The following is a 25,283-nucleotide window of genomic DNA, read 5'->3' on the forward strand; positions in this document are numbered from 1 at the left end:
TCAGGTCTCTGTCAGGTCTCTGTCAGGTCTCCGCTGGTCCCGGCAGCGCCCCGCCGCGTCAGGGCTGCCCGCCCGGCTGCCCGCCCCTCGGCCGCCTCCGCCGCGCGCCGACGACCTTGCGCAGCACGCGCGAGACCTGGTCGGCGGAGTAGGGCTTGGGCAGCAGCTCGAAGTCGCGGATCCCCTCCTGGGCGAGGGCGTGGCTGTAGCCGGAGGCCAGAACCACCGGCAGGTGCGGCATCCGCTGCCGGAGGAGCCGGGCCAGCGCGATCCCGCCCATGCCGGGCATGACCACGTCGGAGAACACGGCGTCGAAGGCCGCGCCGTCGGCCCCGAGCTGGTCCAGCGCCTCCTCGGCGTTGGTCGCCCAGGTCGTCGCGTAGCCGAGATCCTCCAGGATCTGCGTGGCGAAGCGGCCGACCTCGATGCTGTCCTCCACCACCAGAACCCGCTGCCCCGCGCCGCCGGGGTCGAGGGCGGCGGCCTCCGCGGCGGCGGCGCAGGACGCCTCGGGCTCGACCTGCGGCAGGTAGAGCGTGAAGGTGGCGCCGCGGCCGGGCGCGCTCTCGACCGCGACGTCGCCGCCGGACTGCTTGGCGAAGCCGAAGACCTGGGACAGGCCGAGTCCGGTGCCCTTGCCCACCTCCTTGGTGGTGAAGAACGGCTCGAACACCCGCGCCAGCACGTCCGGCGCGATGCCGGTGCCGGTGTCGACGAGGTCGATCGCCGCGAACGGGCCGGGCGCGCCGGCATGGCCGCGGATCGGCGGCAGCGCCGCGCCGCAGCGCAGGCGCAGGGTCAGCGTTCCGGCGCCGTCCATGGCGTCCCGGGCGTTCACCGCCATGTTGACCAGCGCGGTCTCGAACTGGCTGAGATCGACCCGGATGAAGCAGGGCCGCTCCGGCAGCTCGGTCACGACCGCGATGCGGGCGCCCGTGACCGTGTCGAGGAGGTCGGCCACGCCGCGCAGCCGCGCGCCGACGTCGAGGATCTCGGGCTTCAGCGCCTGTCGCCGCGCGAAGGCGAGGAGCTGGCCGGTGAGCTTCGCCGCGCGGTCCACCGTCTCCGAGACGGCGTTGAGGTAGCGGGACCGGCGCTCCTCCGCCAGGTCCGGCCGGCGGAGGAAGTCGACCGACGAGCGGATGATCGTCAGGAGGTTGTTGAAGTCGTGGGCGACACCGCCGGTGAGCTGGCCCACCGCCTCCAGCTTCTGCGACTGCCGCAGCGCCTCCTCGGCGTGCCGGAGCGCCTCGGCCTGGGCCTTCTCGGCGGTGACGTCGCGGCCGTAGGCGTAGACCTGCGCGCCCTCGACGGAGGTGCGCCACGAGATCAGCCGCAGGGTGCCGTCCCTGTGCCGGTAGCGGTTCTCGAAATCGGTCAGGTCGCGCGCCGCGGCGGCCGCTTCGAGCGCCTCCTGGGTCGCGCCCGCATCCTCGGGCCAGATGAAGTCCAGGAAGCTGCGCCCCACCACCGCGGCGGGCTCGTGCCCCAGGATCGTCTGCCAGGCCGGATTGACCGCGCGGAAGATGCCGTCGGCCCCGACCACGGCCAGCAGGTCGCGCGAGTTGCGCCAGACCCGGTCGTGCTCGGCCGTGCGCTCGGCCACGCGCTGCTCCAGGGTCAGGTTGAAGCGCACGAGCTCGGCCATGAGCCGCTTCTGGTCGTCGATGTCGGTGCTGGTGCCGACCCAGCGGGTGACAGCGCCGTCGGCGCCCAGGACCGGCTGCGCCCGGGCCAGGAACCAGCGATACGCGCCGTCGGCGCGGCGCAGGCGGTACTCGGACTGGTAGTCGGCCCGCGACCGGACGGCCGCCCGCCATTCCTCGTCGACCCGGTCCTGATCGTCGGGATGGATGATCCCCCGCCAGCCCGCGCCGTCGAGGGTGCCGGGCTCCCGGCCCGCGTAGGCGTAGACGCGCGCGTTGAACCAGTTCGCCGCCCCGGCCGCGTCGGTCGCCCAGACGAAGTTCGGCAGCACCTGCGACAGGACCCGGAACTGCGCCTCGCTGGCGCGCAGGGCTTCCTCGGCCTGCTTGCGGGCGGTGATGTCGATCGCCGTGCCGATCACCCGCACGCAGCGCGCGCCCTCGAAGATCCCGCGCCCCTTGGCGGCGACCCAGCGCACGACGCCGTCCTCCTTGCCGACGGTGCGGTACTCCACGTCGTAGACGGCGCGCCGCGCGGGATCGAGGGCGGAGGCGTAGGCCGCGCTCGTGGCCGCCCGGTCCTCGGGATGCAGGCCGGCGTAGTAATCGGCCATCGTGACCGGCACGTCGGCCGAGATGCCGAACATCGCCTTGACCCGCGCGGGCCAGAACAGGGTGTCGGCGACGACGTCGACGTCCCAGAGGCCGATCTCGGCCGCCTCGGTCGCGAGCCGCAGGCGCCGCTCGCTCTCCCGCAGCTGCTCCTCGGTCCGGCGGCGCACCGTGTCGTCGAGATGCAGCCCGTCCCAGACCAGCGTGTCGCCGACGCGGCGGGGGGCCGAGACGATGCGCGTCCAGACGTGGGTGCCGTCCGGCCGGCGCATGGGCGCCGCGACGTCGAAATGCGCGAGGTCGCGGATCGCGGCGGCCTCCGCCTCGGCGACCGCGGCGCGGTATTCCGGCAGGATCAGGTCGTAGGCGACCGCCGGGTCGGCGAGCACGTCCCCGGCCGCCAGGCCGGTCATGCGCTCGAAACCCTGCGACACGTAGAGGAAGCGCCGGTCGGCGCCGTCGGGGGCCATGGCGAGCTGGTAGACGTAGCCGCCCGGGAGGTGGTCGGCGAGGGCCCGGATCCGGGCCTCCGCCTCGCGCAGGCGCGCCTCGGCCTGGACGCGGCCGGTCGTCTCCGTGCAGGCGCAGTGCAGGCCGGCGACCCGGCCCGCCTCGTCGCGCACCGGCGCGTACGAGGCGGTGAACCAGGTCGGCTCGTCGTAGCCGTGCCGGTTCATGGTCAGCGGCATGTTCTCGGACCACGTCGCCGCACCGGCGAGCGCCCGGTCGATCAGGGGGCCGATCTCCGGCCAGATCTCCTTCCAGACGTCGCGGAAGCGCGCGCCGAGCGCCGCGGGATGCCTGTCGCCCAGGATCTCCGCGTAGGCGTCGTTGTAGAGGAAGACGAGGTCGGGCCCGAACGCCACGAACATCGGGAACCGCGATCCCAGGATCAGGCTCAGGGTCGCCCGCAGGCAGGGCGCCCAGCTGTCCGGCGGGCCGAGCGGCGAGCCGGACCAGTCGTGGGCGCGGATCCGGGCGCCCATCGCGCCGCCCTCCGCGAGGAAGGCCGGGGGCGCGGTCCCGACGGTCTCAGGCATCGGACCAGGCGCGTGACTCGGACATGGGGCGAGGAACCGGCGGGACAGGACAGCGCCATCGGTGCCCCAGCGGGCGGGTTCGCGCAACCGCGTCGGCGCGCACGCGCCGCCCGGGACACCGTGCGGGGCCCGCACGCCGTGTGGAGAACGCCCGGGAGAGCCCCAGAGACGCAAGCGGGACGCCCGCGCGACGTCCCCCTCAGGCGCTCCTGTCGCGGCCCGAGATCAGCCGGAGCTGCGCCGGCGGGCGCGCCGCCAGGGCGGCGGCGACCTTGCCCTCGAGTTCCCCGACGCGGAACGGCTTCAGCACGATCGCGTCGGCGCCGACGGCGCCGGCCTCGGTCAGGGCGGTGGTGTCGGCGAAGCCGGTGACGAACAGGACCGGCAGCGCCGGCCAGCGCTTCCGCACCTCCAGGGCCGTCTCGGCCCCGTTCATGCCCGGCATGGCGAAGTCCATCACGACGAGGTCGACGCCCGGATCCGCCTCCAGGGCGGCCAGGGCCTGGAGGCCCGAGGCCGCCTCGCGCACCGCGTAGCCGGCCTCGATCAGGCGGGTCGTCGTCACCTCGCGCACCTCGGCGTCGTCGTCGACCACGAGGAGCCGGGGGCCGCTCCCGGGCGGGTGCGTCCGCGCGGCCTCGGCCGCGGCCGGCAGGCGGGGCACGGCACCCTCGGGCTCCGCGGCCCGGGGCAGGTAGACCTTGATCGAGGTGCCCTCGCCCGCGACCGTGTCGATCCGGATGCCGCCGCCGGACTGCTTGACGAAGCCGTAGACCTGGGCGAGCCCGAGACCCGACCCCTTGCCGACTTCCTTGGTGGTGAAGAACGGCTCGAACACCCGGGCCAGCACGTCCGGCGTCATCCCGGTGCCGGTGTCGCTCACCGCCACCATGACGTAGGCGCCGGGCGCCGGCTGCTCGGGCCGAGTCGGCGCCCCGGTGACGCTGACATTGGCGGTCTCGATGGCGAGCCGGCCGCCCACCGCCATCGCGTCGCGGGCGTTGATGGCGAGGTTCAGGATCACCAGCTCGATCTGGGTGGCGTCGACCAGGGCCGGCCACAGGTCGGGCTGGAGGGTCGTCTCGATCCGGACCGCGCCGCCGATCGAGCTCTGCAGCAGGTCGCGCATCGACGCGACCGTCTGGTTGAGGCTGACCGGCGTCGGCTCCAGGCGCTGGCGCCGGGAGAAGGCGAGCAGCTGCGCGGTGAGCCGGGCGCCGCGCTCGGCGGCCCCGCGCATCATGGCGAGGCGGCGCTTCGAGCGGGTGTCGGACACGACCCTCTCGAGGAACTCGATGTTGCCGGCGATCACCGTCAGCAGGTTGTTGAAGTCGTGCGCGACGCCGCTCGTGAGCTGGCCGACCGCGTCCAGGCGCTGGGCGAGCCGCAGGGCGTCCTCCGCCCGCTCCCGCTCGACGATCTGGGCCTGGAGGGCCTCGTTCGCCGCGGCGAGTTCGCGGGTCCGCTCGGCGATGCGCACCTCCAGCGTCTCGTTGAGCGCTTGCAGGGCGGCCTCGGCCTCGCGCTTGTCGGCGCGGGCCCGCGCCTCGGCCAGCGCCCGGACGATCGTGCGCGGCATGCGGTCGAGGCGCTGCTTGACGACGTAGTCGGTGGCGCCGTTCTTCAGGGCCTCGACCGCGACGTCCTCGCCGAGCGTGCCCGAGCAGAAGATGAACGGCGTGTCGGGGCACTGCGCCCGGGCGATGCCGAGGGCGCTCACGCCGTCGAAGGTCGGCAGGACGTAGTCCGCCAGGATCAGGTCGTGCCGGCCGGCGACCGCCGCGCGGGCGAAGGCGTCGCGGGTCATCACCCGCTCGATCGCGACCGGGTGCCCGAGGGTCTCCAGCTCGGCCTCGATCAGCTCGGCGTCGAGGTCGCTGTCCTCCAGGTGGAGGACCCGCAGCGGCCCCGCGGAAGGTCCGATCACGCGTTCGATGGCCAGCCTCCCCGGTACGGCGGCGGCTCGTTGAGGAGGGCCCAGAACACGCCGATCTCCTTGATCGCCGCGAAGAACTCCTCGAAGGCGACCGGCTTCACCACGAAGGCGTTCACCCCGAGATCGTAGGAGCGCACGAGGTCGGTCTCCTCGCGGGACGAGGTCAGCATCACCACCGGCACCTGGCGGGTGACCGGGTCGCCCTTGATCTTGGCGAGCACCTCCAGGCCGTCGACCTTCGGCAGCTTCAGGTCGAGCAGGACCACCGCGGGGTCCTGGGCCTGCCGCTTCTCGTGCGCGCCCCGCCGGTAGATGAAGTCGAGGGCCTCGGCGCCGTCGCGGCAGATGACGATCTCGTTGGCGAGCTGGCTCGATTCGAGCGCCGCCAGCGTCAGCTCGATGTCGTTCGGGTTGTCCTCGACCAGGAGGATGGGCTTCAGTCCCGCCATCAGTGGGCCTCCTCCCGGATGGGCAGGGTGAAGTAGAAGGTGGCGCCCGCGCCGAGCCTGCCCTCGGCCCAGGTCCGGCCGCCGTGGCGCTCGACGATGCGGCGGACATTGGCGAGGCCGATGCCCGTGCCCTCGAACTCCTCGACCCGGTGCAGCCGCTGGAAGACGCCGAACAGCTTGTCGACGTAGGCCATGTCGAAGCCGGCGCCGTTGTCGCGCACGTAGTAAACCGCCTCGCCCTCCCGGGGCGGGAGGCTGCCCATCGCGATCACCGCCTCCGGGGTGCCGCGGGTGTACTTCACGGCGTTCGACAGCAGGTTCTCGATGACGAGCCGCAGCATCACCGGGTCGGCGTAGGCGCGGCCCAGGGGCGCGATCTCCCAGCGGAGGGTCCGGTCGGGGGTGACGTCGCGCAGGACCTTCCGGCGGACCTCCTCGACCAGGGCGTTCATGTCGCCCCAGACCTTGTTGAGGGCGTGCCGGCCCATCTGCGAGAAGCTCAGGAGGCTGTCGACCAGGGTGCCGGCCGAGAAGGCCGCCTCGATGATCGTCTCCACGTAGTGCCGGCCCTTGTCGGAGAGCTGGGCGCCCTCGCGGGTCTTGAGCAGGTTCGCGTAGCCGACGATGTGGCGGAACGGCGCGCGCAGGTCGTGGCTGACCGAGTACGAGAACGCCTCCAGCTCCTTATTCGAGCGCTGCAGCTCCTCGCTCATGGCGGCGAGCTCCTCGGCCCGGCGGAGCACGATGCCGAGCACCGAGGCGCGCAGGTCCTTGGCGGCCTCCACCTCCGGGTCGGACCAGGGCAGGGAGCGGCCCTGCACGGTCTCCTTCCAGATCTCGAACGACTTGCGCGGGTGCAGCCGGTCCGGGCCGCCCTCCGGGTCGGGCCGGACGGCCTTCACGGGGTTGCCGCCCCACTTCACCGTCCGCACGACCTCGGGCCTGAACCAGAGGATGTAGCTCGCGTACTTCTTCGAGACCGAGATCGCCAGGAGGCCGCTCGCCCGGTCGGCGAAGGCGGCGGCGGCCGGGAACGCCTCCGACAGGGCCTCGGAGACGAAGACCTCCTCGGCATCCTCGCGCTCGGACAGCCACCGATAGAGGGCGCGGACCTCGCGCTCGGTTGGCGTCGCCCCGAGCAGCCGGCAGCGGTCCGCCGTGACCACCGCGGCGCCGGTCGCGTCCACCAGGGCCAGGACGTCGTCGGGGTGGTTGAGCAGGCCGTCGACGAAGCTGTCCTCCTCGGCCATGAACGCGAGGAGGCGCGCCTGCACGGCGCCCAGCGCCAGCCGCTTCTCGGACTGGGCGCCGCGCTCGCGGGCCGAGAGCTGCAGGGCGAAGATCTGGGTGAGCACGTCGCAGGCATTGCGCGCCTGGAGGGGCACGCGCCTGGGCGCGCGGTTGTGGCAGGAGATCAGGCCCCAGAGGGCGCCGTCGACGAGGATCGACACCGACATGGACGCCATCGTGCCCATGTTGCGCATGTACTCGACATGGACCGGCGAGACCGAGCGCAGCACCGACTGGCTGAGGTCCAGCGGCTTGCCGGAAGGCGTGGTGGCCGGCCGGATCGGCACGGGGACGTAGCCGGCATCCGGAATGATGCGCAGCCGGTTCCGGCGGTAGAGCTCGCGCGCCTGGGCCGGGATGTCGGAGGCGGGGAAGCGCAGGTCGAGGTAGGAGGGCAGGACGCCGTTGCCGGCCTCCGCCAGCACCGTGCCGTGCCAGTCGCGGTCGAACCGGTAGACCAGGGCCCGGTCGAGGCCGGTGATCTGGCGGATGTCCTCGGCGACGAACTGGCAGAGGTCCTCGACGGTGCGGGCGGTCTGCAGGCGCTCGACGAAGGCCCGCAGGCGCGGGGTGAGCACGTCGACGCCGATCTCGGCCGCGGCCGCGTCGATCTCCTCCAGCTCCAGCACGACGAGTTCGTCGACCCGGTGGGCCGCAACCTCGTAGGCTTGGCGCCCGCCGGCGGTCTCCAGCGTCACCGTCCGGAGATAGAGGGCGCCGTCCTGGGGCTCCGCCGCCTCCAGGTGGTGGCGGACGACGGCCGCGAGGTCGGGCAGGGCCGCGTCGAGGACGGTGCCGACGGAGGCCGCCGCGGGGGCGTTGGCGCTCGCCTGGACGATGGTGAGGGACCGGGCCTCGAGGCCGAGCAGGAACCCGTGCGGCTGGACGCTGCCGACGATGTGGATGGGCTCGCGATCGCACGCGGTCAGGTCGAGACGCTGGGCCGCGCCGCTTCGAAGGTTCAAGCCGGGATTCGCCCCCTCACCGGGTCGGCCACAAAATTTAACGCCTGTTAACAGCCGGACCGGGCGGCTCCTATAGGCTTAAAGCACTGGTAAGGACGGCGCGCCCCGTCCCCGCGCGCGGTCGCCGTCGGGCTCAGAGGGCCGGAGCCGTTTCATCCGCTCCCCGCGCGCGACGCCAGGTCGCACGGCGGGGCTCCGGCGGTCCCGCGGGGCGCCGAGCCCTCTGAAGGGGTGGCGGACACCCGGAAACCGCCCCGGCGGTCCGCTCGCCGGCGGCGAGGGACGGACGCCGCGCCGTCAGCCGCGACCCAGCGCGTAGAATTCCGGGTTGGGCCGCATGTTGCTGACGTTCGCCAGCCGGTTCGACAGGCCGAAGAAGGCCGCGATGGCGGCGATGTCCCAGGCATCCGCGTCGTCGAAGCCGTGGGCCCTGAGCGCCGCGAACGCGGCCTCCCCGACCTGGTGGGCGGACTGGCTGACCAGCATAGCGAAGTCGAGCATCGCCTTCTGCCGGTCGGTGATGTCGGCCTTGCGGTAGTTGATCGCCACCTGGTCGGCGATCAGCGGATCCTTGGCGCGGATCCGGAGGATCGCCCCGTGGGCGATCACGCAGTACTGGCACTGGTTGATGGCCGAGGTCGCCACCACGATCATCTCGCGCTCGGCCTTGGTCAGGTTGCCCGGCCTGTCCATGAGCGCGTCGTGGTAGGCGAAGAACGCCCGGAACTCGTCCGGACGGTGGGCGAGCACCAGGAACACGTTCGGGATGAAGCCGGACTTCTCCTGCACCGCCTCGATGCGCGCGCGGATGTCGTCCGGCAGCGTCTCCAGGCGGGGGATCGGGAAGCGGCCGATCGGGGCGTCTTCGGCTGGCACGGGGCGCTCCTCGCAGATCGTCGCGGATCGAGCCGGCGCCCGGGGCCGCCGGCCATCCCGGGCAGCCGATAGACCGAACGGTCGCGGCGGCGCAATCGCGCGCGGCCGCCGACGGCGGTGTCTTCTCACAGCCTCGACCTGACGCCTCGACCTGACATGGCCCTCTCGGTCGGCCTCAACTCTGCCCGAAAGCTTCCATTCGGTCCGTCCGAGATTCGGCGGTGCGCGTGCGGGCGCGCCGCGGGGAGGATGGTGTGCCGCGACCGATGACGCCTTCGCCGAAGCGCTCACCGCTCTGGGGCGGCGGATCGAGGCCCGTCTCCCACCGGGACCGACGGTTGCCGAGCCCGCTCCGCGACTGAGCCGGAGGCGTGACCGGATCGTCCGAGACCCGCCCGCCGATCGCTGACCGGCGACGCGCCGGTTCTCACCCCGCCCCGCACCGACGGATCCAACCCGCGAGCCCGACAGCCGTGCGAATCCCATCCACGACCCGCATCCCGCGCCTGACCCTGCTCCTGCCGGTGATCCTGTCGGTGGCTCTGTCGACGGCTCTGTCGTCGGCCCTGCCGCGTCCGGCCCGGGCCGACGACAGCGTCGCGACCCTCGCGACCGGCGGTCTCGTCCTGGAGAAGACGGACCGGATCGCCCTCGTCTCCGAGGACCTCTTCCTGTCCGAGAAGGCGGTGCGGATCGTCTACCGCTTTCGCAACCTGACCGACCGGGACGTCGAGACGACGATCGCGTTCCCGATGCCCGACATCTCCGGGGGTCCCGACGCGATGCTGAGCATCGCCGACCCGAAGCACGACAACTTCCTCCGCTTCACCACCGAGGTCGACGGCCGGCCGGTCGACTCGCAGGTCGAGCAGCGCGCCTTCGTCACGCCGGCCGGCAAGCCGGAGGTCGAGGTGACCGGGCGGCTGCGGAGCCTCGGCATCCCCCTCGTCCCGACGGTCGAGGCGACCGAGGCCGCGCTGGCCGCCCTGGGCGCCGATCAGCGCCGCGGCCTCGTGGCGGACGGCCTCCTGGAGCCCCAGGACATGGGCAAGGGCACGACGAGCCTGTTCCCGGTCTGGACCTTGCGGTCGAAGTTCTGGCGCCGGCAGGTCTTCCCGGCGGGCCGCGACGTCGTCGTCCGGCAGAGCTACGTTCCGGGCGTCGGCGGCCTCTCCAGCCTGTCGTTCGGGACCCCGACCGAGGGCGCCGACGAGAAGGCCGAGTACGCGCGGAAATACTGCACGGACGCGGCCTTCCTGAAGGCGGCCCAGGGGCTCGCCCGCAGGATCGCGGCGGCGGGCGGGCAGGGGGTGCAGGCCTTCGAGCAGTACCTGTCCTACGTGATCACCTCCGGCGGCAACTGGGCCGGGCCGATCGGCACGTTCAAGCTGACCGTGGACAAGGGCGATCCGACGACGCTCGTGTCGTTCTGCGCCACCGGACTCCGCAAGACCGGCCCGACGACCTTCGAGAGCGTCGTGACGGATTACGTGCCTCGGCGCGACATCGACATCCTGATGCTCAAGACCACGACGGGCCGATGAGCGGCGGCGCGCCATCCTGCCCGGATCCGGAAGGCCCGACGGCCGATCGCGTCCAGACCGCCACAGGAGGGATATCCGTGCGTAGCCAAGCCCGTCCGGCGCGCCTGAGCCCGCGATCGTTCCCCCGATCGATCCTCCGATCCGGCCTCGTCGGCGCAGTCTGTGCGCTCGGCACCGTCGGCGCCCGGGCGGCGCCGGATTGCGCCGGGATTCGGGACAGGGTCGAGACGCTGATCTGTGCCGACCCCGCCCTGACGCGGCTGGACGAGGAACTCAGGCGCCTGTTCGACCGGATCGTGGGCGAGACGCGCGGGGTCGACGGCGAGACCGGCCAGGCGATCGACACCTTCGGCGAGGACCACGCGCGCTGGCGCGCGCGGGTCCGCGATGCCTGCCCGGACACGGCCTGCCTGACGCGGGCCTACACCGCGCGGATCGCGCAGGTCCGGCGCGACTGGAGCCGGGCGCTGCCGGACACGCCGGCGCTGCGCCACGTGGTCAACGCCCGTTTCGGCTTCTCCGTCGACGTGCCCGCCGACCTCGTCGCGGAGCCGCCGCCGGACAACGGCGACGGGCAGGCCTTCCGCTCGGCCGACGGCCACCTGCACCTGACGGTGTCGGGCCTGAACGACGTGCTCGACCAGGATCTCGACGCCGTCGTGGCCGCGGACCGGAAGACCTGCCTGCGGCAGCCGCCGGAATACGCGGCGCGCAAGCCCGGCTGGATCGTGCTCTCCTGCACGACGGCGGCCGGGATCCTGTATCGGAAGACCCTGCTGGCGGGCGGCCGCGGCGGCGCCTTCGTCACCCTGCGCGTCCGCTACCCCGCGGCCGAGCAGGCGCGCTGGCAGGCGGCCGTCACCGCGGCCGCGACCTCGCTGCGGCTGACGGAACCGGGCCGGAGCGCCCGCTGACGGGGGCCCGGGTCCCGGACGCCCCCGGTCACCGCGAGAAGGTCGTGGCCGTCTGCGCGGTCGACACCATCATGTTGTAGTCGTTCACGATCCAGGTCACGTCGCGCCCGGCGCCGCGCCGGGCGTCGCCCCTGGCCTTGGCGAGCTTGTCGTCGAACTCGCGCAGCTTGCCCAGGAGCGCGCGCGGCCGGCTCTCGAACACGTGGAAGGAGTTCGGGTTGGCGGCGCTGTACCCGTCCATGTCCTTCACGGCGACGGCGTAGCGCCCGAGCGCGGCGTCGAAGGCCGCCATGTCGACGACCGGCTTGGCGTCGGTGGGCAGCAGGTCCATGACCTTGCGGCAGGCGGTCATCACGTTCGCGACGTGCCAGCGCGCCTTGCGGCCCTCCCGCGCCTCGATGGCGGCGAGTTCCAGCGCGTCGCTCTTCTCCTTCTCGACCCGCAGCGCGGCGTCGACCTTGGCGCGCGCCGCCAGGAAGGCCGGCCCCGCGACGGCGAGCTTGGCGTGGAGCGCCTTGCCCTGCTCCATCTTGTCCGCGCGGTAATCCTGCCGCTCGTAGTAGCCCTCCGCCTCGGTGACCGTCGGGGCGAGCGCCTGATAGGCGGCGATGTAGGTCTTCACGGCGCCGTCGAGGTCCGGCATCGCGGGCGGCTGCGCCGTCGCGGCCTCCGCCTTCGCGATCTCGCCGCGCACGTCGTAGAGCCCGTAGAGGCCGTAGATGATCCGCTCGCGGCCGGTCGGACCGGTCTTCATGTTGACCCAGCTCTGATAGCGGCCGAGCGATTCCTGCGCCCGCAGGGTCCGGTTGAGGAGCCCGACATAGGCGTTGAGCTTGCGGATCGTCTCCTGAGCCGGATCGCTCTCGGGCTTGGTCGCCGGCCCCGCCGGTGCCGGGGCGGGGGCCTGCGCGGGGGCCTGCGCACGGGCCGGGGCGGCGGCGAGCAGCGCCGTCAGCATCAACCAAGTCGTCGTTCTCAGGCTCGTCGCTCTCATGGGCGCTGGGGATCCTCCGGATGGTTCTGCCCCTGTAGCCGGCGTTCCGCGCGAAGACCAGACGCGGGATCGGGTCGATCGCGCCCAATAGATCTCTCGGGATCGACAGCGGCGCGTCTATCGGGGCGTTCGACGATCACATCCCCGATCATCGTCACGGGGACGATGATCTCGCGGGGCGTCGGAGTGCGAGGCCGGGAAGTCCATCGCGGGTGCCCGGAGCGTCTTCCCGGGCCTGCGGCGCGATCCGCCTCGTCCCGCGGCGGCGGATCGGGTAGAGGATCGGCCGATGCTCGACGGCCATCCCCGCATCCTGGCTGACCTGCGCGCCCGGCTGGCCGAGCCGCACCGGGTCTATCACGGCCAGGCGCATATCGACGCGCTGCTGGAGGCGTTCCGCGCCCGCCGCGGGACGGTCCGGGATCCCGACGCGGTGGAACTGGCGATCTGGTTCCACGACGCCGTCTACCGGCCGGGCGCCGCGGACAACGAGCGCCGCAGCGCCGCGCTCCTGCGGGCGCTGCCGGAGGGCGCGGTCCCGGCGCCCACGCTGGCGGCGGCCGAGACGATGATCCTGGCGACCGAGCGGCACGCCGTCCCGGACGGTCTCCCGGCCGCGCTCGCCGCGGACGTCGCGCTCTTCCTCGACCTGGACATGGCGATCCTGGGGGCGGCGCCCGCCGCCTACGACGGCTACGCCGCCGGCGTGGCGCGGGAATTCGTCCCGGTCGTGGGCGCGGCCGCCTACCGGCAGGGGCGCGCGGCCTTCCTGCGGGGGGCCCTCGCATCCGGCCGGCCGCTGTTCGTCACCGTCCGGGCCCGGGCGGAGCTGGAGGGGCCGGCGCGGTCGAACATGCGGCGGGAGCTCGCGGCGCTGGGCCGGTGAGCCGCGGCGGCGCGGGACTAGGTCACGGGTCAATGAGGTGCGGCACGAACCGGGCCCGGTCGGTCGTGATGAGGCCGTCCGACTCGCGCAGGCACAGGCCGGCGGGCCGGTCGCCGACCATCCAGCTGCCGACCAGCGCGCGGCGGCCCGCGAAATCGGGCAGCTCCGCCAGGGCCTGCCGCACGTAGCCCTCGCCGCCGTAGGGCCCCTCGTCGCGCGCCGCGACGGCGCCGTCGCGCACGATCAGCACGTTGGCGCCCTCGCGCCCGTAGAGGGGCTTCTTCACGAAGCTCCGGCCCAGCGCGGCCTTGGCGGGGTCCTCCTCGAAATAGGTCGGCAGCAGGTTGGGATGGCCCGGCGCCATCGCCCAGAGATGGGCCAGCAGCCCCTTGTTGGAGAGCACCGCCTTCCAGGGCGGCTCCAGGAACCGGGTCGTGGCCGCGCCGACCGCGCGGCCGAACGGGTCGGCGAACATCCACTCCCACGGGTAGAGCTTGAACAGGCAGCCGATCGGGGCGCCGGCCGCGTCCACGAAGCGCCCGTCCGCGTCGAGCCCGATCGCCTCGACCGGCAGGAAGGGGGCGGGGCGGCCGGCCTGGAGCGCGCAGTCCTGGAGATAGGCCAGCGTGCCGCGATCCTCCGGCGCGTCGGGGAAGCCCGCGAAGGCGACGCCCTCCGGGGGCGCCACGGCGGCGAGGCGCGCCACCAGCGCCTCGTGCAGGGTGTTGAACTGATCGGCGCCGGCGGGGAGGCGCCCCCGCGCCAGCCCGTCCTCCAGCCACAGCCACTGGAAGACCGCGCTCTCGTAGAGCGCTGTCGGCGTGTCGGCGTTGTACTCGAGGAGCTTGGCCGGCCCGTCGCCCCCGTAGCTGAAGTCGAAGCGCCCGTAGAGGCTGGGATCGCGCCGGTCCCAGCTCACCCGGATCGCGTCCCAGGCGTGCTCGGGGATCCGCAGCGAGGCGAGGATCGCCGCGTCCCGGACCGCCCGGTCCACGAAGGCGAGGCAGAGCTCGTGCAGCGCGGCGCTCGGCGCCTCGATGGCGTCCTCAATCTCCGCGAGGCTGAAGGCGTAGTAGGCGCTCTCGTCCCAGTAGGGGGCGCCGTCGAACGTGTGGAAGGTGAAGCCGGCCCGCGCGGCGTGCTGGCGCCAGTCGGGCCGCTCCGGGACCGGCACGCGGCGCATCAGCCGCCCCCGGATCCGCCCCCGAACCCGCCGGCGCGGCCGCTCGAGCCTCCGGAGAACGCCGTCGCACGCCCGGTGCCGCCGAAGCCGCCGCGGCTGATCGTGCGCGGGGTCGCGCTCGTGGTGCGGGCGACCGAGGCGGGGACGTGGACCCGCGAGGCGCCGCCCGCGTAGGCGACCCGCCCGCCCGCACCGGTGCAGTAGCCGCCGCCGTGCCCGGCCGTCGCGGCCCCGGCCTCGTCGCGCTCCTCCTCGGGCGCGTGCGGGTAGAGCGGCTGGACCGGCAGGTCCTGCGCGTCCGTGCGCCCCATCATGAAGGCGGCCATCACCGGCAGGTAGCGGCCGCGCGCGGCCTCCGTGACCTGCGCGCCCGGGGTGCAGCCGCCGGTCCCGTGGTGGCGCTGGCAATCGGCCTCGGTCTCGTAGCGCGGCGCCGTCGCCGCGTAGGTCTCCTGCGCGCTCTTGTAGGCGGCGATGCAGGCCTCGGCGCCGCGCAACTGCTGGGCGATGCAGGCGCCGAGCGTCCCGTAGACGAGCGCCTCCTCCTCGCGCTGGGACGGGTCGAGGCCGCCGAGCGTCAGGGCGGCCGCGCCGGCGCCCGCGACCAGGACCAGCGACACGGCGGCCGAGCGCTTGGAGCGGCGGGTGGCGGCGAAGCCGGTCCCGGGCCCGCCGGCGGCGGCGTCACCGGAAGCGGCGGGAGGTGGCGCGGTCTCCGTCACCGGCCCCTCAATAGGTCATCGAGGCGGCGTTCACGACGCCGCCCGCCAGCGAGGCCGCGCCGAGGAGGATCGCGGCGGCGGCGCGGTCCTCCTCGATGCGCCGCGACAGGTCCGGCACCGCGAGGCGCACGAGCCAGTAGATCGCGATCTGGATCACCAGGGCGATCAGCCCCCAGATCAGGCAGTCGAGCAGCGACCGCGCGTTGTAGATCGCCACCGCCAGCGGCAGGGTGAAGCCGACCAGGCTCCCGCCCAGCGCGACGGCGGCCGCCGTCACGTCCCGGCGGATCAGCGCGAGCTCGTTGTGCGCGGTGGCGAGGGTGTAGATCAGCAGATAGAGGCCGATCAGCCCGGTCGCGGTGCCGAGATAGAGCAGGAAATCGGGCAGTCCGGAGACGAGGGTCACGCAAGACCCGCCGTCTCGCCGGTTCCGATCGTCGCGAGCATCGCGGCCGGACAGGTCTCCCGGTCGAATCGCCCGACACGCGAAGCGGATATCGGGGCTGATTGCTGCGCGCGGGACCGATTCACACGCGCGAATCCACGCAATTTCCCGCGCGGTGTCAAGCTTGTCGGGGATTTCAGGGGGTTAGACTGGCGGCAATACGCGCAGGACCCGCCTCGAAGGGCCCGCCTCGGAGGACCGGCCGCTACCAGACCAGCCGCTCGATCACCGCGTCCGGATGCACCGCCTGCCGGCCGAGCCATTCCGCCACGTCGCCCAGGCGGTGATGCGCGGCCGTGACGCCGAGTTCCTCCGCGTGGATGCCGCGGGCCACCAGCAGGCTGGCGATGCCGACGCCGCGGGCGCCGGCGATGTCGGTGCGGATCGCGTCGCCGATCGCCAGGACCCGCGCCGGGTCCACCGAGGCCCCGGTGAGCGCTGCCCCCTTGGCGAGCGCCGCCTCGTAGACCGGGCGGTGCGGCTTGCCGGCGTAGACCACGGGGCCGCCGATCTCCGCGTAAGCCGCCGCGAGCAGGCCCGCGCAGGGGATCAGGCGGTTGCCGCTCTCCACGACGAGGTCGGGATTGGCGCAGATCATGGTCAGCCCGCGGGCGGCGAGGCGCTCCAGCTCCGGCCGGTAATCGTCCGGGGTCTCGCTGCGGTCGTCGAACAGGCCGGTGCAGACGACGAGGTCGGCCTCCGCCTCTGGGACGAGGCTGAGGTCGAGCCCCTGGAAGATGCCGAGGTCGCGCTCCGGCCCGAGATGCCGGATCCGGGCACCCGGGCGCGCGGCGATCAGGTCGTGGGTGAGGTCGCCCGAGGTCAGGATCGCGTCGTAGGCCTCCCGCGGCACGCCGAACCGGTCGAGGATGCGGCCGACGCCGTCGCCGGGCCGGGGCGCGTTCGAGACGAGGACGACCCGGCGCGGCCGCGCGCCCGGGAGGCCGCGGAAGCGGATCAGCGCCTCGCCGGCGGCCGTGTGGGCCGTCTGGCCGTCGTGCAGCACGCCCCAGACGTCGCAGAGGATCAGGTCGTACCGGTCGGCGACCTCGGCGAGGCCCTGGAGGGTCGGGATCGGCGCGGGGGTGGTGCTCATGGGAGGTCCTGGGGAGGTCCTGGATGCAAAAGGTCCGGGACCTTTTGTGGGAGCAGGGCAGCGCCCTGCGATACAGCAGGGCCGCGTCCTGACAACCCGCCAGAGCGCGCGGCCCTCCGGAAACCCCTTACGGGCGCCCCGCCGGTCCCAGCCGGTGCTCGGCGAAGAAATCGAGCATCGCCCGGGACGCGTCGGGCCCCTCGGGATCCGTATAGCTGCCGTCGGGGCGGCCCCCGGACCAGGCGTGGCCGGCGCCGCGCACCCGCCAATCCTCGACCACGACCCGGCCCGCCTCGTCCCGGTAGCGGGTGCGGGTGAAGGGGTGGCCGCGGCCCTCGAAGGTCTCCGACCGCGGCGTCAGCCCGGCGACCTTGGCCTGGGCCAGCACCTGGTCGGCGTTGCGCACGCTCACCGTGCCGTCGTCCTCGCCGTGGAAGATGATCGTCGGGACGCGGGTGGCGGGCGCCGGGGTGCCGAAGGCGGTCGGGGCGCCGAGGCCCGGGGCGCCGACCTGCATGGCCATCAGCGCCGAGCCGAGGTCCCGGGCGCAGCCGGCCGCGAGGCCCGAATGCACGCCGACGGCGGCGTAGAGATCCGGGTAGGCGCGGGCGATGTTGAGGGCGGCGGCGCCGCCGGCCGACAGGCCGGCGATGTAGACCCGGGCCGGGTCGATCGGGTGCTCCGCCATGATCGCGCGGGTGAGGCCCGCGATGATCGCCGGCTCGCCCGCGCCGCGGCCCTGGTCCCGGGGCTCGTACCAGTTCCAGCAGCGCTGGGCGTGGGCCTGGCGGCTCTGGGCCGGGTAGGCCACGAACACGCCGGCGCGCTCGGCGAGGGTGTTCATGCCGGTGCCGGCGGCGAAATCGTCCGGGTTCTGCGTGCAGCCGTGCAGCATCACGATCAGCGGCGCCGCCCGGTCCGGGTGGCTCGGGATGAACAGCTTGTACTCGCGGGTGCCGGCGGGCTCGGCATGGGTCAGGGACACGAAGCGGCCCCCGGTCCCGCCCGCCCGGTCGGCGGGCGGCGGGGCCGGCGACCGGAGCGGGTTGCCGAGCCCCTTCAGCACCGGCGCGAGCCCGCGCACGACCTGCCCCACCACCTCGCGCATCCGCGTCCCGGACTCCGCCGCGGGACTGCGCGTCTCGGCGGCCGGCGCGTCGCGGCGCGCGGGAGGCTGCGGCGCGGCCGACGGATCGGCGGGCGGAGCCTTCTGCCCCCCGAGGCTGCGCTGGATGAGGGCGGTCGCCTCCTCAAGCCGGCCGAGGCCGGTCAGGCGAGTGGCCTCGATCATGTCGGCGAAGGGTGACGGGCCGGTCTTGTCGTCGCGCTGTCCGTCGCGACTGCCGAAATCCTCGGTCATGCGTGCGCGCCTCACTGCCTCAGCATCTCCGTCACGGCCGGATCCGGCGCGCCCGTGCCTCCCCCGAGGGAACGCACCGGCACCGCGCGGGCCAGCCTCCGTCACCCCGCGAGAGGCTCCGTCGACGGCGTTTTGTGCATTGCAATAAACGCCCCTGTGCGATGCGGCAACAGCCGGCGGCGCGCGGCAGGCGTGCGGATCGGAGAGCGGGACGGACCGGCGATCAGGCCGGATCGTCCGCCCCGATATACTCGGCCCAGATCGCGGCAGGACCGAGGCTCGCGCGGAAGCTGTCGTGCCGGGCGCGCTCTGCATCCGTGAGGCGAGACCGGTAGGGGCGGGGCGCCGCCGGAGCCGCCGACGCCAGGGCCGCCGAGCCGGCCACCGGGGCGGCTGTCGTGGCCTCCAGGAGGCCGAGGCTGGTCTGCTTGCCGCCGAGCAGCTCGACGTAGACCTCGGCCAGGATCTGCGCGTCGAGGAGCGCCCCGTGCTTGGTGCGCCGGGTGTTGTCGATGCCGTAGCGGCTGCAGAGGGCGTCGAGGTTGTTGGCCGCGCCCGGGTGCTTGCGCCGGGCCATCGGCAGGGTGTCGACGACGTCCTCCAGCTGGATAGGCGGCGGGGCGTTCGCGCCGAGCCGGGCGTATTCCATGTTGAGGAAGCCGACGTCGAAGGGCGCGTTGTGGATCACGAGCCGCCCGTCGGCCAGGAAGGCCAGCAACTCGCCGACGATCTCGGCGAAGAGCGGCTTGTCGGCGAGGAACGCGTCGGACAGGCCGTGGACGTTGAAGGCGCCCTCGGAGACCGGCCGCTGCGGGTTGCAGTAGCGGTGGAAGGTCCGGCCGGTGGGGATGTGATTGAGGAGCTCCACCGCGCCGATCTCGATCAGCCGGTCGCCTCCCTTCGCCTCCGTGCCGGTGGTCTCGGTGTCGAGGACGATCTCGCGCAGCATGGGTCTCGCGACTCGCGGGGGTGGGGGCGGACCCTAGCGGGATAAGCCCGAGCGGTTAACCCGCCCTGCACGGCCGTCCCCGTCCATCACCGTCGACCAACCGTCGAGCGCCTCGCCCTACCGAGAGGTGTTGCGGTAGACGCAGACGGGTCCCCGGTCCTCGTAGCCGCCCGGGCAGGCGGTGACGCAGGCGCCGGCCGCGACCTTCTTCGGCGGCGGGCAGTTGGCGGCGTACTGGGCCTGCGCGGGCCCGGCCGCCAGCAGCGCGAGAAGGGTTGCGGCCCGGATGCCGCCCGACCGAATGCGATCAATCCCGCCCCAGCGCCGCGCCATCACGTCCATCCTGCCGTCCGTATTCCCCCCGGAACACAACCGCAGATATTCAATCCTCCGGGCGTTTCATCCGTCGCCGCGGTGCGGCGGCGCACGGTGCGCCGTCAGTCGCTCGACGATCCGCGCGACCGCGGCCTCGGCGGCGGCGAAACCCCGGCCCGTGTCGATGACGAAATCTGCCCGGGCGCGCTTCTCGGCGTCGGGCATCTGCTTGGCCAGGATCGCCGCGAAGGCCGCCTCGGTCATGCCGGGACGCGCGAGCACCCGGTCGCGCTGGATCTCGGGCGGGGCGCTCACCACCGCGACCGCGTCGCAGCGGCCCTCGCCGCCGGTCTCGTAGAGGAGCGGGACGTCGAGGACGACCACCGGCGCCGCCGCGTGCCGCGCCAGGAAGTCCGTGCTGGCCGCGCGCACCAGGGGATGGACGATGGCCTCCAGCGCCGCCATCCGGTCGGGCGCGTCGAGCACCGCGGCGCGCAGCCGCGCCCGGTCGACGCCGCCGTCGTCGCCGAGCACGCCGGCAAAGGCCGCGCCGATCGCCGCGGCGGCCGCGCCGCCCGGCCCGTAGAGGGCGTGGACGGCGGCGTCGGCGTCGTGGACCGGGACGCCGCGCTCCGCGAACATCCGGGCCGTGGCCGACTTGCCCATGCCGATCGAGCCGGTGAGCCCGAGGATGACGGGTCCGGATCCGGCCTTCGGGGTCATCCGGCGAGGTCCGCCACGATCCGGTCGCGCAGCTCGGGGGTGACGGCGGGGCGCGGGCCGAACCACGCCGCGAAGCCCGGCACCGCCTGGTGCAGCAGCATGCCGAGCCCGTCCACGGCGGCGAGCCCCCGCCGCCGCGCCGCCGCCAGGAGCTCGGTCTCCAGGGGCGCGTAGACGATGTCGGCCACGGCCGCGTCCGCCGGCAGGGGCGACAGGTCGACGGCGAGGGGCGGCTGGCCCTTCATGCCCAGGGACGTGGTGTTGACGAGGAGGCCTGTACCGGGAAGCGCCGCCGGCAGGTCGTCCCAGGCGAGCGCCGCGCCGACGCCCGGCGCGAGGGCCGCCACCGCCTCGGCCCGGGCCGCGGTGCGGTTGGCGACCCAGACGCGCCGCAGGCCGCGCTCGGCGAGCCCGACCACGATCGCCCGCGCCGCGCCGCCGGCGCCGAGCACCAGGGCGGTGCCGCCCGCCCGGTCCGGCCAGGCCGCGCCCAGGCTGTGGTCGAGATGGGCGCAGAAGCCCGGCGCGTCGGTGTTGTCGCCGCGGATCCGCCCGTCCGGCCCGACCACCAGGGTGTTGACCGCGCCGATGGTTTTCGCCCGCGGCGTGAGCGTGTCCACCAGCGCGAAGGCCGCCTCCTTGTGGGGGATGGTGACGTTGCCGCCCCGGTAGCCGGACGCGGGCAGGGCGCGGATGAAGTCCGGAAAGGCCTCCGGGGCCACGTCGAGCCGCTCGTAGGAGCCCGGGATCCCGTGCACGGCGAGCCAGTGGCCGTGGATCAGCGGCGAGCGCGAGTGGGCGATCGGGTGGCCGACCACGAAGGCGCGGGGCTGGGCGCCGCTCACGCCGCGCAATCCTGAGCGAGGCGGCAGGCCGGGCCGCCGGCCTCCTCGACCTGGAGGGTGGCGTGGCCGATTCCGAACCGGTCGCGCAGGCCCTCGGCGGTCTCGGCGAGGAAGCCGTTGCCGGGCTGGCGGTGGGCCTGATGCCCCTCCTGCATCACGAGATGGACTGTCAGGGCGACGCTGGTGGTGCTCATGGGCCAGATATGCAGGTCGTGGAGGCCGGCGACGCCCGGCCGCTCGAGGAGGAAGCCGGTCACCGCGTCCGGGGAGATCTCCGGCGGCACGGCGTCGAGGGACATGGCCACGCTGTCGCGCAGCAGGCCCCAGGTCGCCCAGACCACCAGGGCGGCGATGACGAGGCTGACCGCCGGGTCGAGCCAGGCGAGGCCGGTGAGCTGGATCACGAGGCCCGCCACCACGACCCCGGCCGAGACGGCGGCGTCGGCCACCATGTGGAGGAACGCCCCGCGGACGTTGATGTCGCCCTTGGCGCCGCTGGCGAAGAGCCACGCGGTCAGGCCGTTGACCAGGATTCCCACCGCCGCCACCACCATCACGGTCGTGCCCGCGACGGGCTCCGGGTGGACCAGCCGGACCAGCGCCTCCCAGATCACCGCCCCCATGGCGATGAGCAGGAACACGGCGTTGAACAGGGCGGCCAGGATCGAGGAGCCGCGGTAGCCGTAGGTGAAGCGCGCGCTGGCGCGGCGGCGCACCAGGATCGCGGCGATCCAGGCCGCCGCGAGGCCCAGCACGTCCGAGAGGTTGTGGCCGGCATCGGCCACCAGCGACATGGAGTTGCTGAGGTAGCCGTAGGCCGCCTCGATCACCACGAAGGCGGTGTTGAGCACGATGCCGATGGCGAAGGCCGTGCCGAAATCCTTCGGCGCGTGCGCGTGGCCGCCGAGGCCGCCATGGGCATGACCGCCCTGGGCGTGGCCGCCGTGGGAATGCCCCCCGTGGCCGCCGTGCGAATGGTCGTGTCCCGCCAAGGCGGTACTCCCTCAGAAAGCCAGAAGCCCGGCGGCGCGCAGCCGCGCGAGGAGCGGCAGAAGCGGCAGGCCCAGCACGGTGCTGTGATCGCCCGCGACCGATTCGAACAGGTGGATCCCCGGCCCCTCGAGCTGGTAGCCGCCGACGCTCGCCCGCACGCGCTCCGCGCCGGCGCAGTCCACATAGGCCGCGATCGCCCTTTCATCGAGGGGGCGCAGGGTCAGCCGCGCGGTCTCCACGAAGGCGTCCTCGACCGCCCCGGCCAGGACCACGGCGGAATGAAGGGCGTGGGTGCGCCCGGACAGACGGGCGAGCTGGGCCCGGGCCGACGCGCCGTCGGCCGGCTTGTGGAACACGGTGCCGTCGAGGTCGAGCACCTGGTCGGCGCCGAGGACGATCCGCCCGGGATAGCGCGCCGCCACCGACTCGGCCTTGGCGCGGGCGAGGTGCAGGGCGAGGTCGGGCGGGGACAGGCCGGCGCTCGCCGCCTCGAGGGCGCGCTCGTCGACGTCCGGGGCGGCGGTCTCGACCGGCAGGGCGGCGCTCTCCAGGAGGAGGCGCCTCGTCGGGCTGGTCGAGGCGAGGAGGAGCGGATCCGGACCGGTCCAGGGCGAGCGGGGCATCGGGCCAGTGTCACGGATCCGGGGATCGGTGCAAGCCGGGCTGCGACGAGCCCCGCCGCCGGGATGGACCGGCCGGCGGGGCTGTCGCGGGGCCGATACGCTACCTGGCGCCCGGATGGAACCTTGGCAGAGGCCGGTTAGGAGACGGTCAACGGCCCGATCGGGCCGGAATCGCGTTTCGTGCCGCCGCGGGACAGGCGTTCCGCACGGCGGGCGCGACCCACGTCCCATCCGCTCCCCGATCCTGAGGGACCGGAGCGCAGGGACGTGACCCAGGCCAGCGCGCGGCTTGCCGCCGTGGCGCTGCCTGGATCGCTCCGCTCGCGGGGACGGCGGCGATGCCCGCGGCCGGGGACGGCCTCAGGTGTTCATCGAGTCGAAGAAGTCGCCGTTGCTCTTGGTCTGGCGCAGCTTGTCGAGCAGGAACTCGATCGCGTCGGTGACGCCCATCGGGTTGAGGATGCGGCGCAGCACGTAGGTCTTCTTGAGCGAATCCGGCGGGACCAGCAGCTCCTCCTTGCGGGTGCCCGAGCGGGTGATGTCGATCGCCGGGAAGATGCGCTTGTCGGAGACCTTGCGGTCCAGGATGATCTCGGAGTTGCCGGTGCCCTTGAACTCCTCGAAGATCACCTCGTCCATGCGCGAGCCGGTGTCGATCAGCGCCGTGGCGATGATCGAGAGCGAGCCGCCCTCCTCGATGTTGCGGGCGGCGCCGAAGAAGCGCTTGGGCCGCTGCAGGGCGTTGGCGTCGACGCCGCCGGTCAGCACCTTGCCGGAGGACGGCACCACGGTGTTGTAGGCGCGGCCGAGGCGCGTGATGGAATCCAGCAGGATCACCACATCGCGCCCGTGCTCCACGAGGCGCTTGGCCTTCTCGATCACCATCTCGGCGACCTGCACGTGGCGGGTGGCCGGCTCGTCGAAGGTCGAGGCGATGACCTCGCCCTTCACCGAGCGCTGCATGTCGGTGACCTCCTCGGGCCGCTCGTCGATGAGCAGCACGATCAGGTAGCACTCGGGGTGGTTGAGGGTGATCGACTGCGCGATGTTCTGCATCAGCACGGTCTTACCCGTGCGCGGCGGCGCCACGATCAGGGCGCGCTGGCCCTTGCCGATCGGCGCCACGATGTCGATGATCCGCGGCGAGAAATCCTTCTTGGTCGGGTTGTCCAGCTCGAGCTTGAACCGCTTCGTCGGGAAGAGCGGCGTCAGGTTGTCGAAGTGGACCTTGTGCTTGATCTTCTCGGGGTTCTCGAAGTTGATCGTGTTGACCTTGAGGAGCGCGAAGTAGCGCTCGCCGTCCTTCGGGCCGCGGATCGGGCCCTCGACGGTGTCGCCGGTCCGCAGGCCGAAGCGGCGGATCTGAGTCGGCGAGATGTAGATGTCGTCCGGGCCGGGCAGGTAGTTCGAGTCGGAGGAGCGCAGGAAGCCGAAGCCGTCCTGCAGCACCTCGACGGTGCCCGAGCCGATGATCTCGACCTCCTTGGCAGCGAGCTGCTTCAGGATCGCGAACATCAGCTCCTGCTTGCGCATGGTCGAGGCGTTCTCGACCTCGACCTCCTCGGCGAAGGCCGTCAGGTCGGTCGGCGTCTTCGACTTGAGGTCCTGGAGCTTGACCTCGCGGACGCCCTCGAGGGCGGCCGGCATGGTGGGGCGATCGGCGGGCACATCGGCGGGCTCCGCGGTCTCGATGTCGTCGGCGAGGGCGTCGGGATTTGGCGTCATGGGGGTATCTTGCAACCGACGGAGTAGGTGGGAGGGCCGGTTCAGTGCCAGGTGCCCGGGGGATGGGCGCCGGAGAGCGGGCCGCGCTGCGGCGAGGGGCCCGGGGTCAGGTTGGCGAAACCGATGAGGCAGGACCCTCGCGGCTCACGGGCGCGCTGCGGCGCAGACCTTGTGATGAGGGCCCCACACAGATAACGCCTTTTTCGCCGGCACTCAAGGGCCTGGGGCGGTCGACCGAGACGCCGGCGGCGCGGTGACGGGCGGGACGACCGGCAGGGTCACCGGCGAGGCCTCGCTTGGGCGCCGTGCCGCGGTTACACAGGCCTCGTCGAGCCGAGCCGGGGCCGGGTTTCGGAACCGGGCCCGCGCGCGGCCGTTCCCCGTCCCGGTGCTGCAGCGCAGCAGACCGTCGAATCGAGAGTTCCCCTGACTGCCATGCGCGACGACGCCACCGGACGCACCCTGACCACGCACGAGCCGCGCCGGATCCCCTGGCTCGACATCGTTTTCGGCTTCGGCCCGATGGTGCCGATCGCCGTCGGCACCGCCGTGGCGTGGTGGCTGAACGGCAAGCCCCTCGACTACCTCGTGGCGCTGTTCACCCTGCTCTACGCCGCCTCGATCCTGCTGTTCCTGGCCGGCGTGCGCCGCGGCGTCAGCTTCCGGACCGAGGGCGGCCCGCAAGTGTCGCAGATCGTGACCATGCTGGTCCTCTACGGCCTCGGCCTGGGTAGCCTGTTCGCGGCGGTGATGGGCAAGGCGGTGCCGGCGCTGGCGATGCTGATCCTCGGCTACGCGGCCATCGGGATCCTCGACCCGATCGCGGCGCGCGCCGGCGAGGTGCCGCTGGCGCATGCCCGCCTGCGGCCGCTGCAGATGCCGATCGCCGTGGTGAGCCTCGCGGCCCTGCTCTGGCTCAAGCTGACGGCACCGTACTGAGTTTTTTGCCGGGCGAACCGCGCCCTGTTCCGGCGCACGGAGGCGCGCAGCACCCGTCCGACGCGGTTCCCGCTTCGACGCTTCGGCTGATGCGCCTCACCCGTCATCACGGGCGGAGCGAAGTGACCCAGGGGTGCGCGACTTCGACAGGCGTGGCGCGGCCCCGGATTGCTTCGCTCCGCTCGCAAGGACGACGGCGCCGTCTCGCGCGGG

22 protein-coding genes are annotated in these 25,283 nt (G+C 73.4%); 4 read left to right on the forward strand and 18 right to left on the reverse strand.

Annotated features, from left to right (window positions below; all coding sequences use genetic code 11):
- Positions 1 to 58: 58 nt before the first annotated feature.
- The 5 genes from LXM90_RS01635 to LXM90_RS01655 form a co-directional block, all read right to left on the reverse strand.
- Positions 59 to 3,298: a PAS domain-containing protein gene (locus LXM90_RS01635; RefSeq protein ID WP_234081601.1), complete on the reverse strand. Its 3,240-nt coding sequence runs from the start codon at positions 3,296 to 3,298 to the stop codon at positions 59 to 61.
- 199 nt (positions 3,299 to 3,497) lie between these two features.
- Positions 3,498 to 5,225 carry a hybrid sensor histidine kinase/response regulator gene (locus LXM90_RS01640; protein ID WP_020094075.1) on the reverse strand — a complete coding sequence of 576 codons (1,728 nt, stop codon included), beginning with the start codon at positions 5,223 to 5,225 and terminating at the stop codon, positions 3,498 to 3,500.
- Complete coding sequence (locus tag LXM90_RS01645) at positions 5,222 to 5,683, reverse strand: response regulator (protein WP_020094074.1); 462 nt, start codon at positions 5,681 to 5,683, stop codon at positions 5,222 to 5,224. The genes LXM90_RS01640 and LXM90_RS01645 overlap by 4 nt, the downstream gene beginning before the upstream one ends.
- On the reverse strand, positions 5,683 to 7,938 hold the full coding sequence (locus tag LXM90_RS01650; RefSeq protein ID WP_020094073.1) for an ATP-binding protein: 2,256 nt from the start codon (positions 7,936 to 7,938) through the stop codon (positions 5,683 to 5,685). The genes LXM90_RS01645 and LXM90_RS01650 overlap by 1 nt, the downstream gene beginning before the upstream one ends.
- Before the next feature lie 297 nt (positions 7,939 to 8,235).
- The gene (locus LXM90_RS01655) at positions 8,236 to 8,814 is read right to left on the reverse strand and encodes a peroxidase-related enzyme (protein ID WP_020094072.1); all 579 of its coding nucleotides are present in this window, start codon (positions 8,812 to 8,814) and stop codon (positions 8,236 to 8,238) included.
- A gap of 473 nt (positions 8,815 to 9,287) precedes the next feature.
- On the opposite strand from LXM90_RS01655, the gene LXM90_RS01660 reads away from it, so the two are divergent.
- Together LXM90_RS01660 and LXM90_RS01665 are read left to right on the forward strand one after the other, a co-directional pair.
- Positions 9,288 to 10,358, forward strand: coding sequence for a DUF4424 domain-containing protein (locus tag LXM90_RS01660; RefSeq protein ID WP_234081603.1), 1,071 nt, complete (start codon positions 9,288 to 9,290; stop codon positions 10,356 to 10,358).
- Positions 10,359 to 10,435: 77 nt separating this feature from the next.
- Positions 10,436 to 11,272, forward strand: a complete 837-nt coding sequence (locus tag LXM90_RS01665; protein WP_091926943.1) for a lysozyme inhibitor LprI family protein — start codon at positions 10,436 to 10,438, stop codon at positions 11,270 to 11,272.
- A gap of 28 nt (positions 11,273 to 11,300) precedes the next feature.
- Here LXM90_RS01665 and LXM90_RS01670 read toward each other — a convergent pair whose 3' ends face one another.
- The gene (locus LXM90_RS01670) at positions 11,301 to 12,266 is read right to left on the reverse strand and encodes a YiiG family protein (RefSeq protein ID WP_056533607.1); all 966 of its coding nucleotides are present in this window, start codon (positions 12,264 to 12,266) and stop codon (positions 11,301 to 11,303) included.
- A gap of 289 nt (positions 12,267 to 12,555) precedes the next feature.
- On the opposite strand from LXM90_RS01670, the gene LXM90_RS01675 reads away from it, so the two are divergent.
- Positions 12,556 to 13,152, forward strand: coding sequence for a hypothetical protein (locus tag LXM90_RS01675; RefSeq protein ID WP_091978935.1), 597 nt, complete (start codon positions 12,556 to 12,558; stop codon positions 13,150 to 13,152).
- A 22-nt stretch (positions 13,153 to 13,174) separates the two neighbouring features.
- Here the strand turns inward: LXM90_RS01675 and LXM90_RS01680 are convergent, their stop codons facing one another.
- The 12 genes from LXM90_RS01680 to rho form a co-directional block, all read right to left on the reverse strand.
- A complete protein-coding gene (locus tag LXM90_RS01680; RefSeq protein ID WP_234081604.1) occupies positions 13,175 to 14,335 on the reverse strand; it encodes a glutathionylspermidine synthase family protein in 1,161 nt (386 codons plus the stop codon).
- Positions 14,335 to 15,057 (reverse strand): DUF1190 domain-containing protein, encoded by a 723-nt coding sequence (locus LXM90_RS01685; protein ID WP_091680928.1) that lies wholly within the window; start codon positions 15,055 to 15,057, stop codon positions 14,335 to 14,337. The genes LXM90_RS01680 and LXM90_RS01685 overlap by 1 nt, the downstream gene beginning before the upstream one ends.
- A 7-nt stretch (positions 15,058 to 15,064) precedes the next feature.
- Positions 15,065 to 15,463 (reverse strand): DUF350 domain-containing protein, encoded by a 399-nt coding sequence (locus tag LXM90_RS01690; protein ID WP_020094066.1) that lies wholly within the window; start codon positions 15,461 to 15,463, stop codon positions 15,065 to 15,067.
- A 244-nt stretch (positions 15,464 to 15,707) separates the two neighbouring features.
- Positions 15,708 to 16,598, reverse strand: coding sequence for a TIGR01459 family HAD-type hydrolase (locus tag LXM90_RS01695; protein WP_234081605.1), 891 nt, complete (start codon positions 16,596 to 16,598; stop codon positions 15,708 to 15,710).
- A 127-nt stretch (positions 16,599 to 16,725) separates the two neighbouring features.
- On the reverse strand, positions 16,726 to 17,958 hold the full coding sequence (locus LXM90_RS01700; RefSeq protein WP_020094064.1) for an alpha/beta hydrolase family esterase: 1,233 nt from the start codon (positions 17,956 to 17,958) through the stop codon (positions 16,726 to 16,728).
- A 223-nt stretch (positions 17,959 to 18,181) separates the two neighbouring features.
- Positions 18,182 to 18,907 carry a DNA polymerase III subunit epsilon gene (gene dnaQ, locus LXM90_RS01705; protein WP_234081606.1) on the reverse strand — a complete coding sequence of 242 codons (726 nt, stop codon included), beginning with the start codon at positions 18,905 to 18,907 and terminating at the stop codon, positions 18,182 to 18,184.
- A gap of 117 nt (positions 18,908 to 19,024) precedes the next feature.
- The gene (locus LXM90_RS01710) at positions 19,025 to 19,240 is read right to left on the reverse strand and encodes a hypothetical protein (protein WP_091681050.1); all 216 of its coding nucleotides are present in this window, start codon (positions 19,238 to 19,240) and stop codon (positions 19,025 to 19,027) included.
- Positions 19,241 to 19,306: 66 nt separating this feature from the next.
- Positions 19,307 to 19,945 (reverse strand): dephospho-CoA kinase, encoded by a 639-nt coding sequence (gene coaE, locus LXM90_RS01715; RefSeq protein ID WP_100252484.1) that lies wholly within the window; start codon positions 19,943 to 19,945, stop codon positions 19,307 to 19,309.
- Positions 19,942 to 20,790: a shikimate dehydrogenase gene (locus LXM90_RS01720; RefSeq protein ID WP_020094060.1), complete on the reverse strand. Its 849-nt coding sequence runs from the start codon at positions 20,788 to 20,790 to the stop codon at positions 19,942 to 19,944. Before LXM90_RS01720 ends, coaE begins: the two co-directional genes overlap by 4 nt.
- On the reverse strand, positions 20,787 to 21,782 hold the full coding sequence (locus LXM90_RS01725) for a cation diffusion facilitator family transporter (protein WP_132368593.1): 996 nt from the start codon (positions 21,780 to 21,782) through the stop codon (positions 20,787 to 20,789). The genes LXM90_RS01720 and LXM90_RS01725 overlap by 4 nt, the downstream gene beginning before the upstream one ends.
- Before the next feature lie 12 nt (positions 21,783 to 21,794).
- Positions 21,795 to 22,406, reverse strand: coding sequence for a Maf family protein (locus tag LXM90_RS01730; RefSeq protein ID WP_020094058.1), 612 nt, complete (start codon positions 22,404 to 22,406; stop codon positions 21,795 to 21,797).
- 360 nt (positions 22,407 to 22,766) lie between these two features.
- Entirely contained in the window at positions 22,767 to 24,131 is a 1,365-nt protein-coding gene (rho, locus tag LXM90_RS01735) for a transcription termination factor Rho (protein ID WP_020094057.1), read from the reverse strand.
- A gap of 435 nt (positions 24,132 to 24,566) precedes the next feature.
- On the opposite strand from rho, the gene LXM90_RS01740 reads away from it, so the two are divergent.
- Positions 24,567 to 25,070: a DUF3429 domain-containing protein gene (locus LXM90_RS01740; RefSeq protein ID WP_020094056.1), complete on the forward strand. Its 504-nt coding sequence runs from the start codon at positions 24,567 to 24,569 to the stop codon at positions 25,068 to 25,070.
- Positions 25,071 to 25,283 lie beyond the last annotated feature (213 nt).

This window comes from Methylobacterium oryzae (assembly GCF_021398735.1).
Classification (GTDB): domain Bacteria; phylum Pseudomonadota; class Alphaproteobacteria; order Rhizobiales; family Beijerinckiaceae; genus Methylobacterium.

Coding starts and splice junctions, on each gene's coding strand:
- LXM90_RS01635 (WP_234081601.1), bottom strand. CDS start 3,298: ATGCCTGAGACCGTCGGGACCGCGCCCCCGGCCTTCCTCGCGGAGGGC.
- LXM90_RS01645 (WP_020094074.1), bottom strand. CDS start 5,683: ATGGCGGGACTGAAGCCCATCCTCCTGGTCGAGGACAACCCGAACGAC.
- LXM90_RS01670 (WP_056533607.1), bottom strand. CDS start 12,266: ATGAGAGCGACGAGCCTGAGAACGACGACTTGGTTGATGCTGACGGCG.
- LXM90_RS01675 (WP_091978935.1), top strand. CDS start 12,556: ATGCTCGACGGCCATCCCCGCATCCTGGCTGACCTGCGCGCCCGGCTG.
- LXM90_RS01680 (WP_234081604.1), bottom strand. CDS start 14,335: ATGCGCCGCGTGCCGGTCCCGGAGCGGCCCGACTGGCGCCAGCACGCC.
- LXM90_RS01695 (WP_234081605.1), bottom strand. CDS start 16,598: ATGAGCACCACCCCCGCGCCGATCCCGACCCTCCAGGGCCTCGCCGAG.
- LXM90_RS01700 (WP_020094064.1), bottom strand. CDS start 17,958: ATGACCGAGGATTTCGGCAGTCGCGACGGACAGCGCGACGACAAGACC.
- dnaQ (WP_234081606.1), bottom strand. CDS start 18,907: ATGCTGCGCGAGATCGTCCTCGACACCGAGACCACCGGCACGGAGGCG.
- LXM90_RS01710 (WP_091681050.1), bottom strand. CDS start 19,240: ATGGCGCGGCGCTGGGGCGGGATTGATCGCATTCGGTCGGGCGGCATC.
- coaE (WP_100252484.1), bottom strand. CDS start 19,945: ATGACCCCGAAGGCCGGATCCGGACCCGTCATCCTCGGGCTCACCGGC.
- LXM90_RS01730 (WP_020094058.1), bottom strand. CDS start 22,406: ATGCCCCGCTCGCCCTGGACCGGTCCGGATCCGCTCCTCCTCGCCTCG.
- rho (WP_020094057.1), bottom strand. CDS start 24,131: ATGACGCCAAATCCCGACGCCCTCGCCGACGACATCGAGACCGCGGAG.
- LXM90_RS01740 (WP_020094056.1), top strand. CDS start 24,567: ATGCGCGACGACGCCACCGGACGCACCCTGACCACGCACGAGCCGCGC.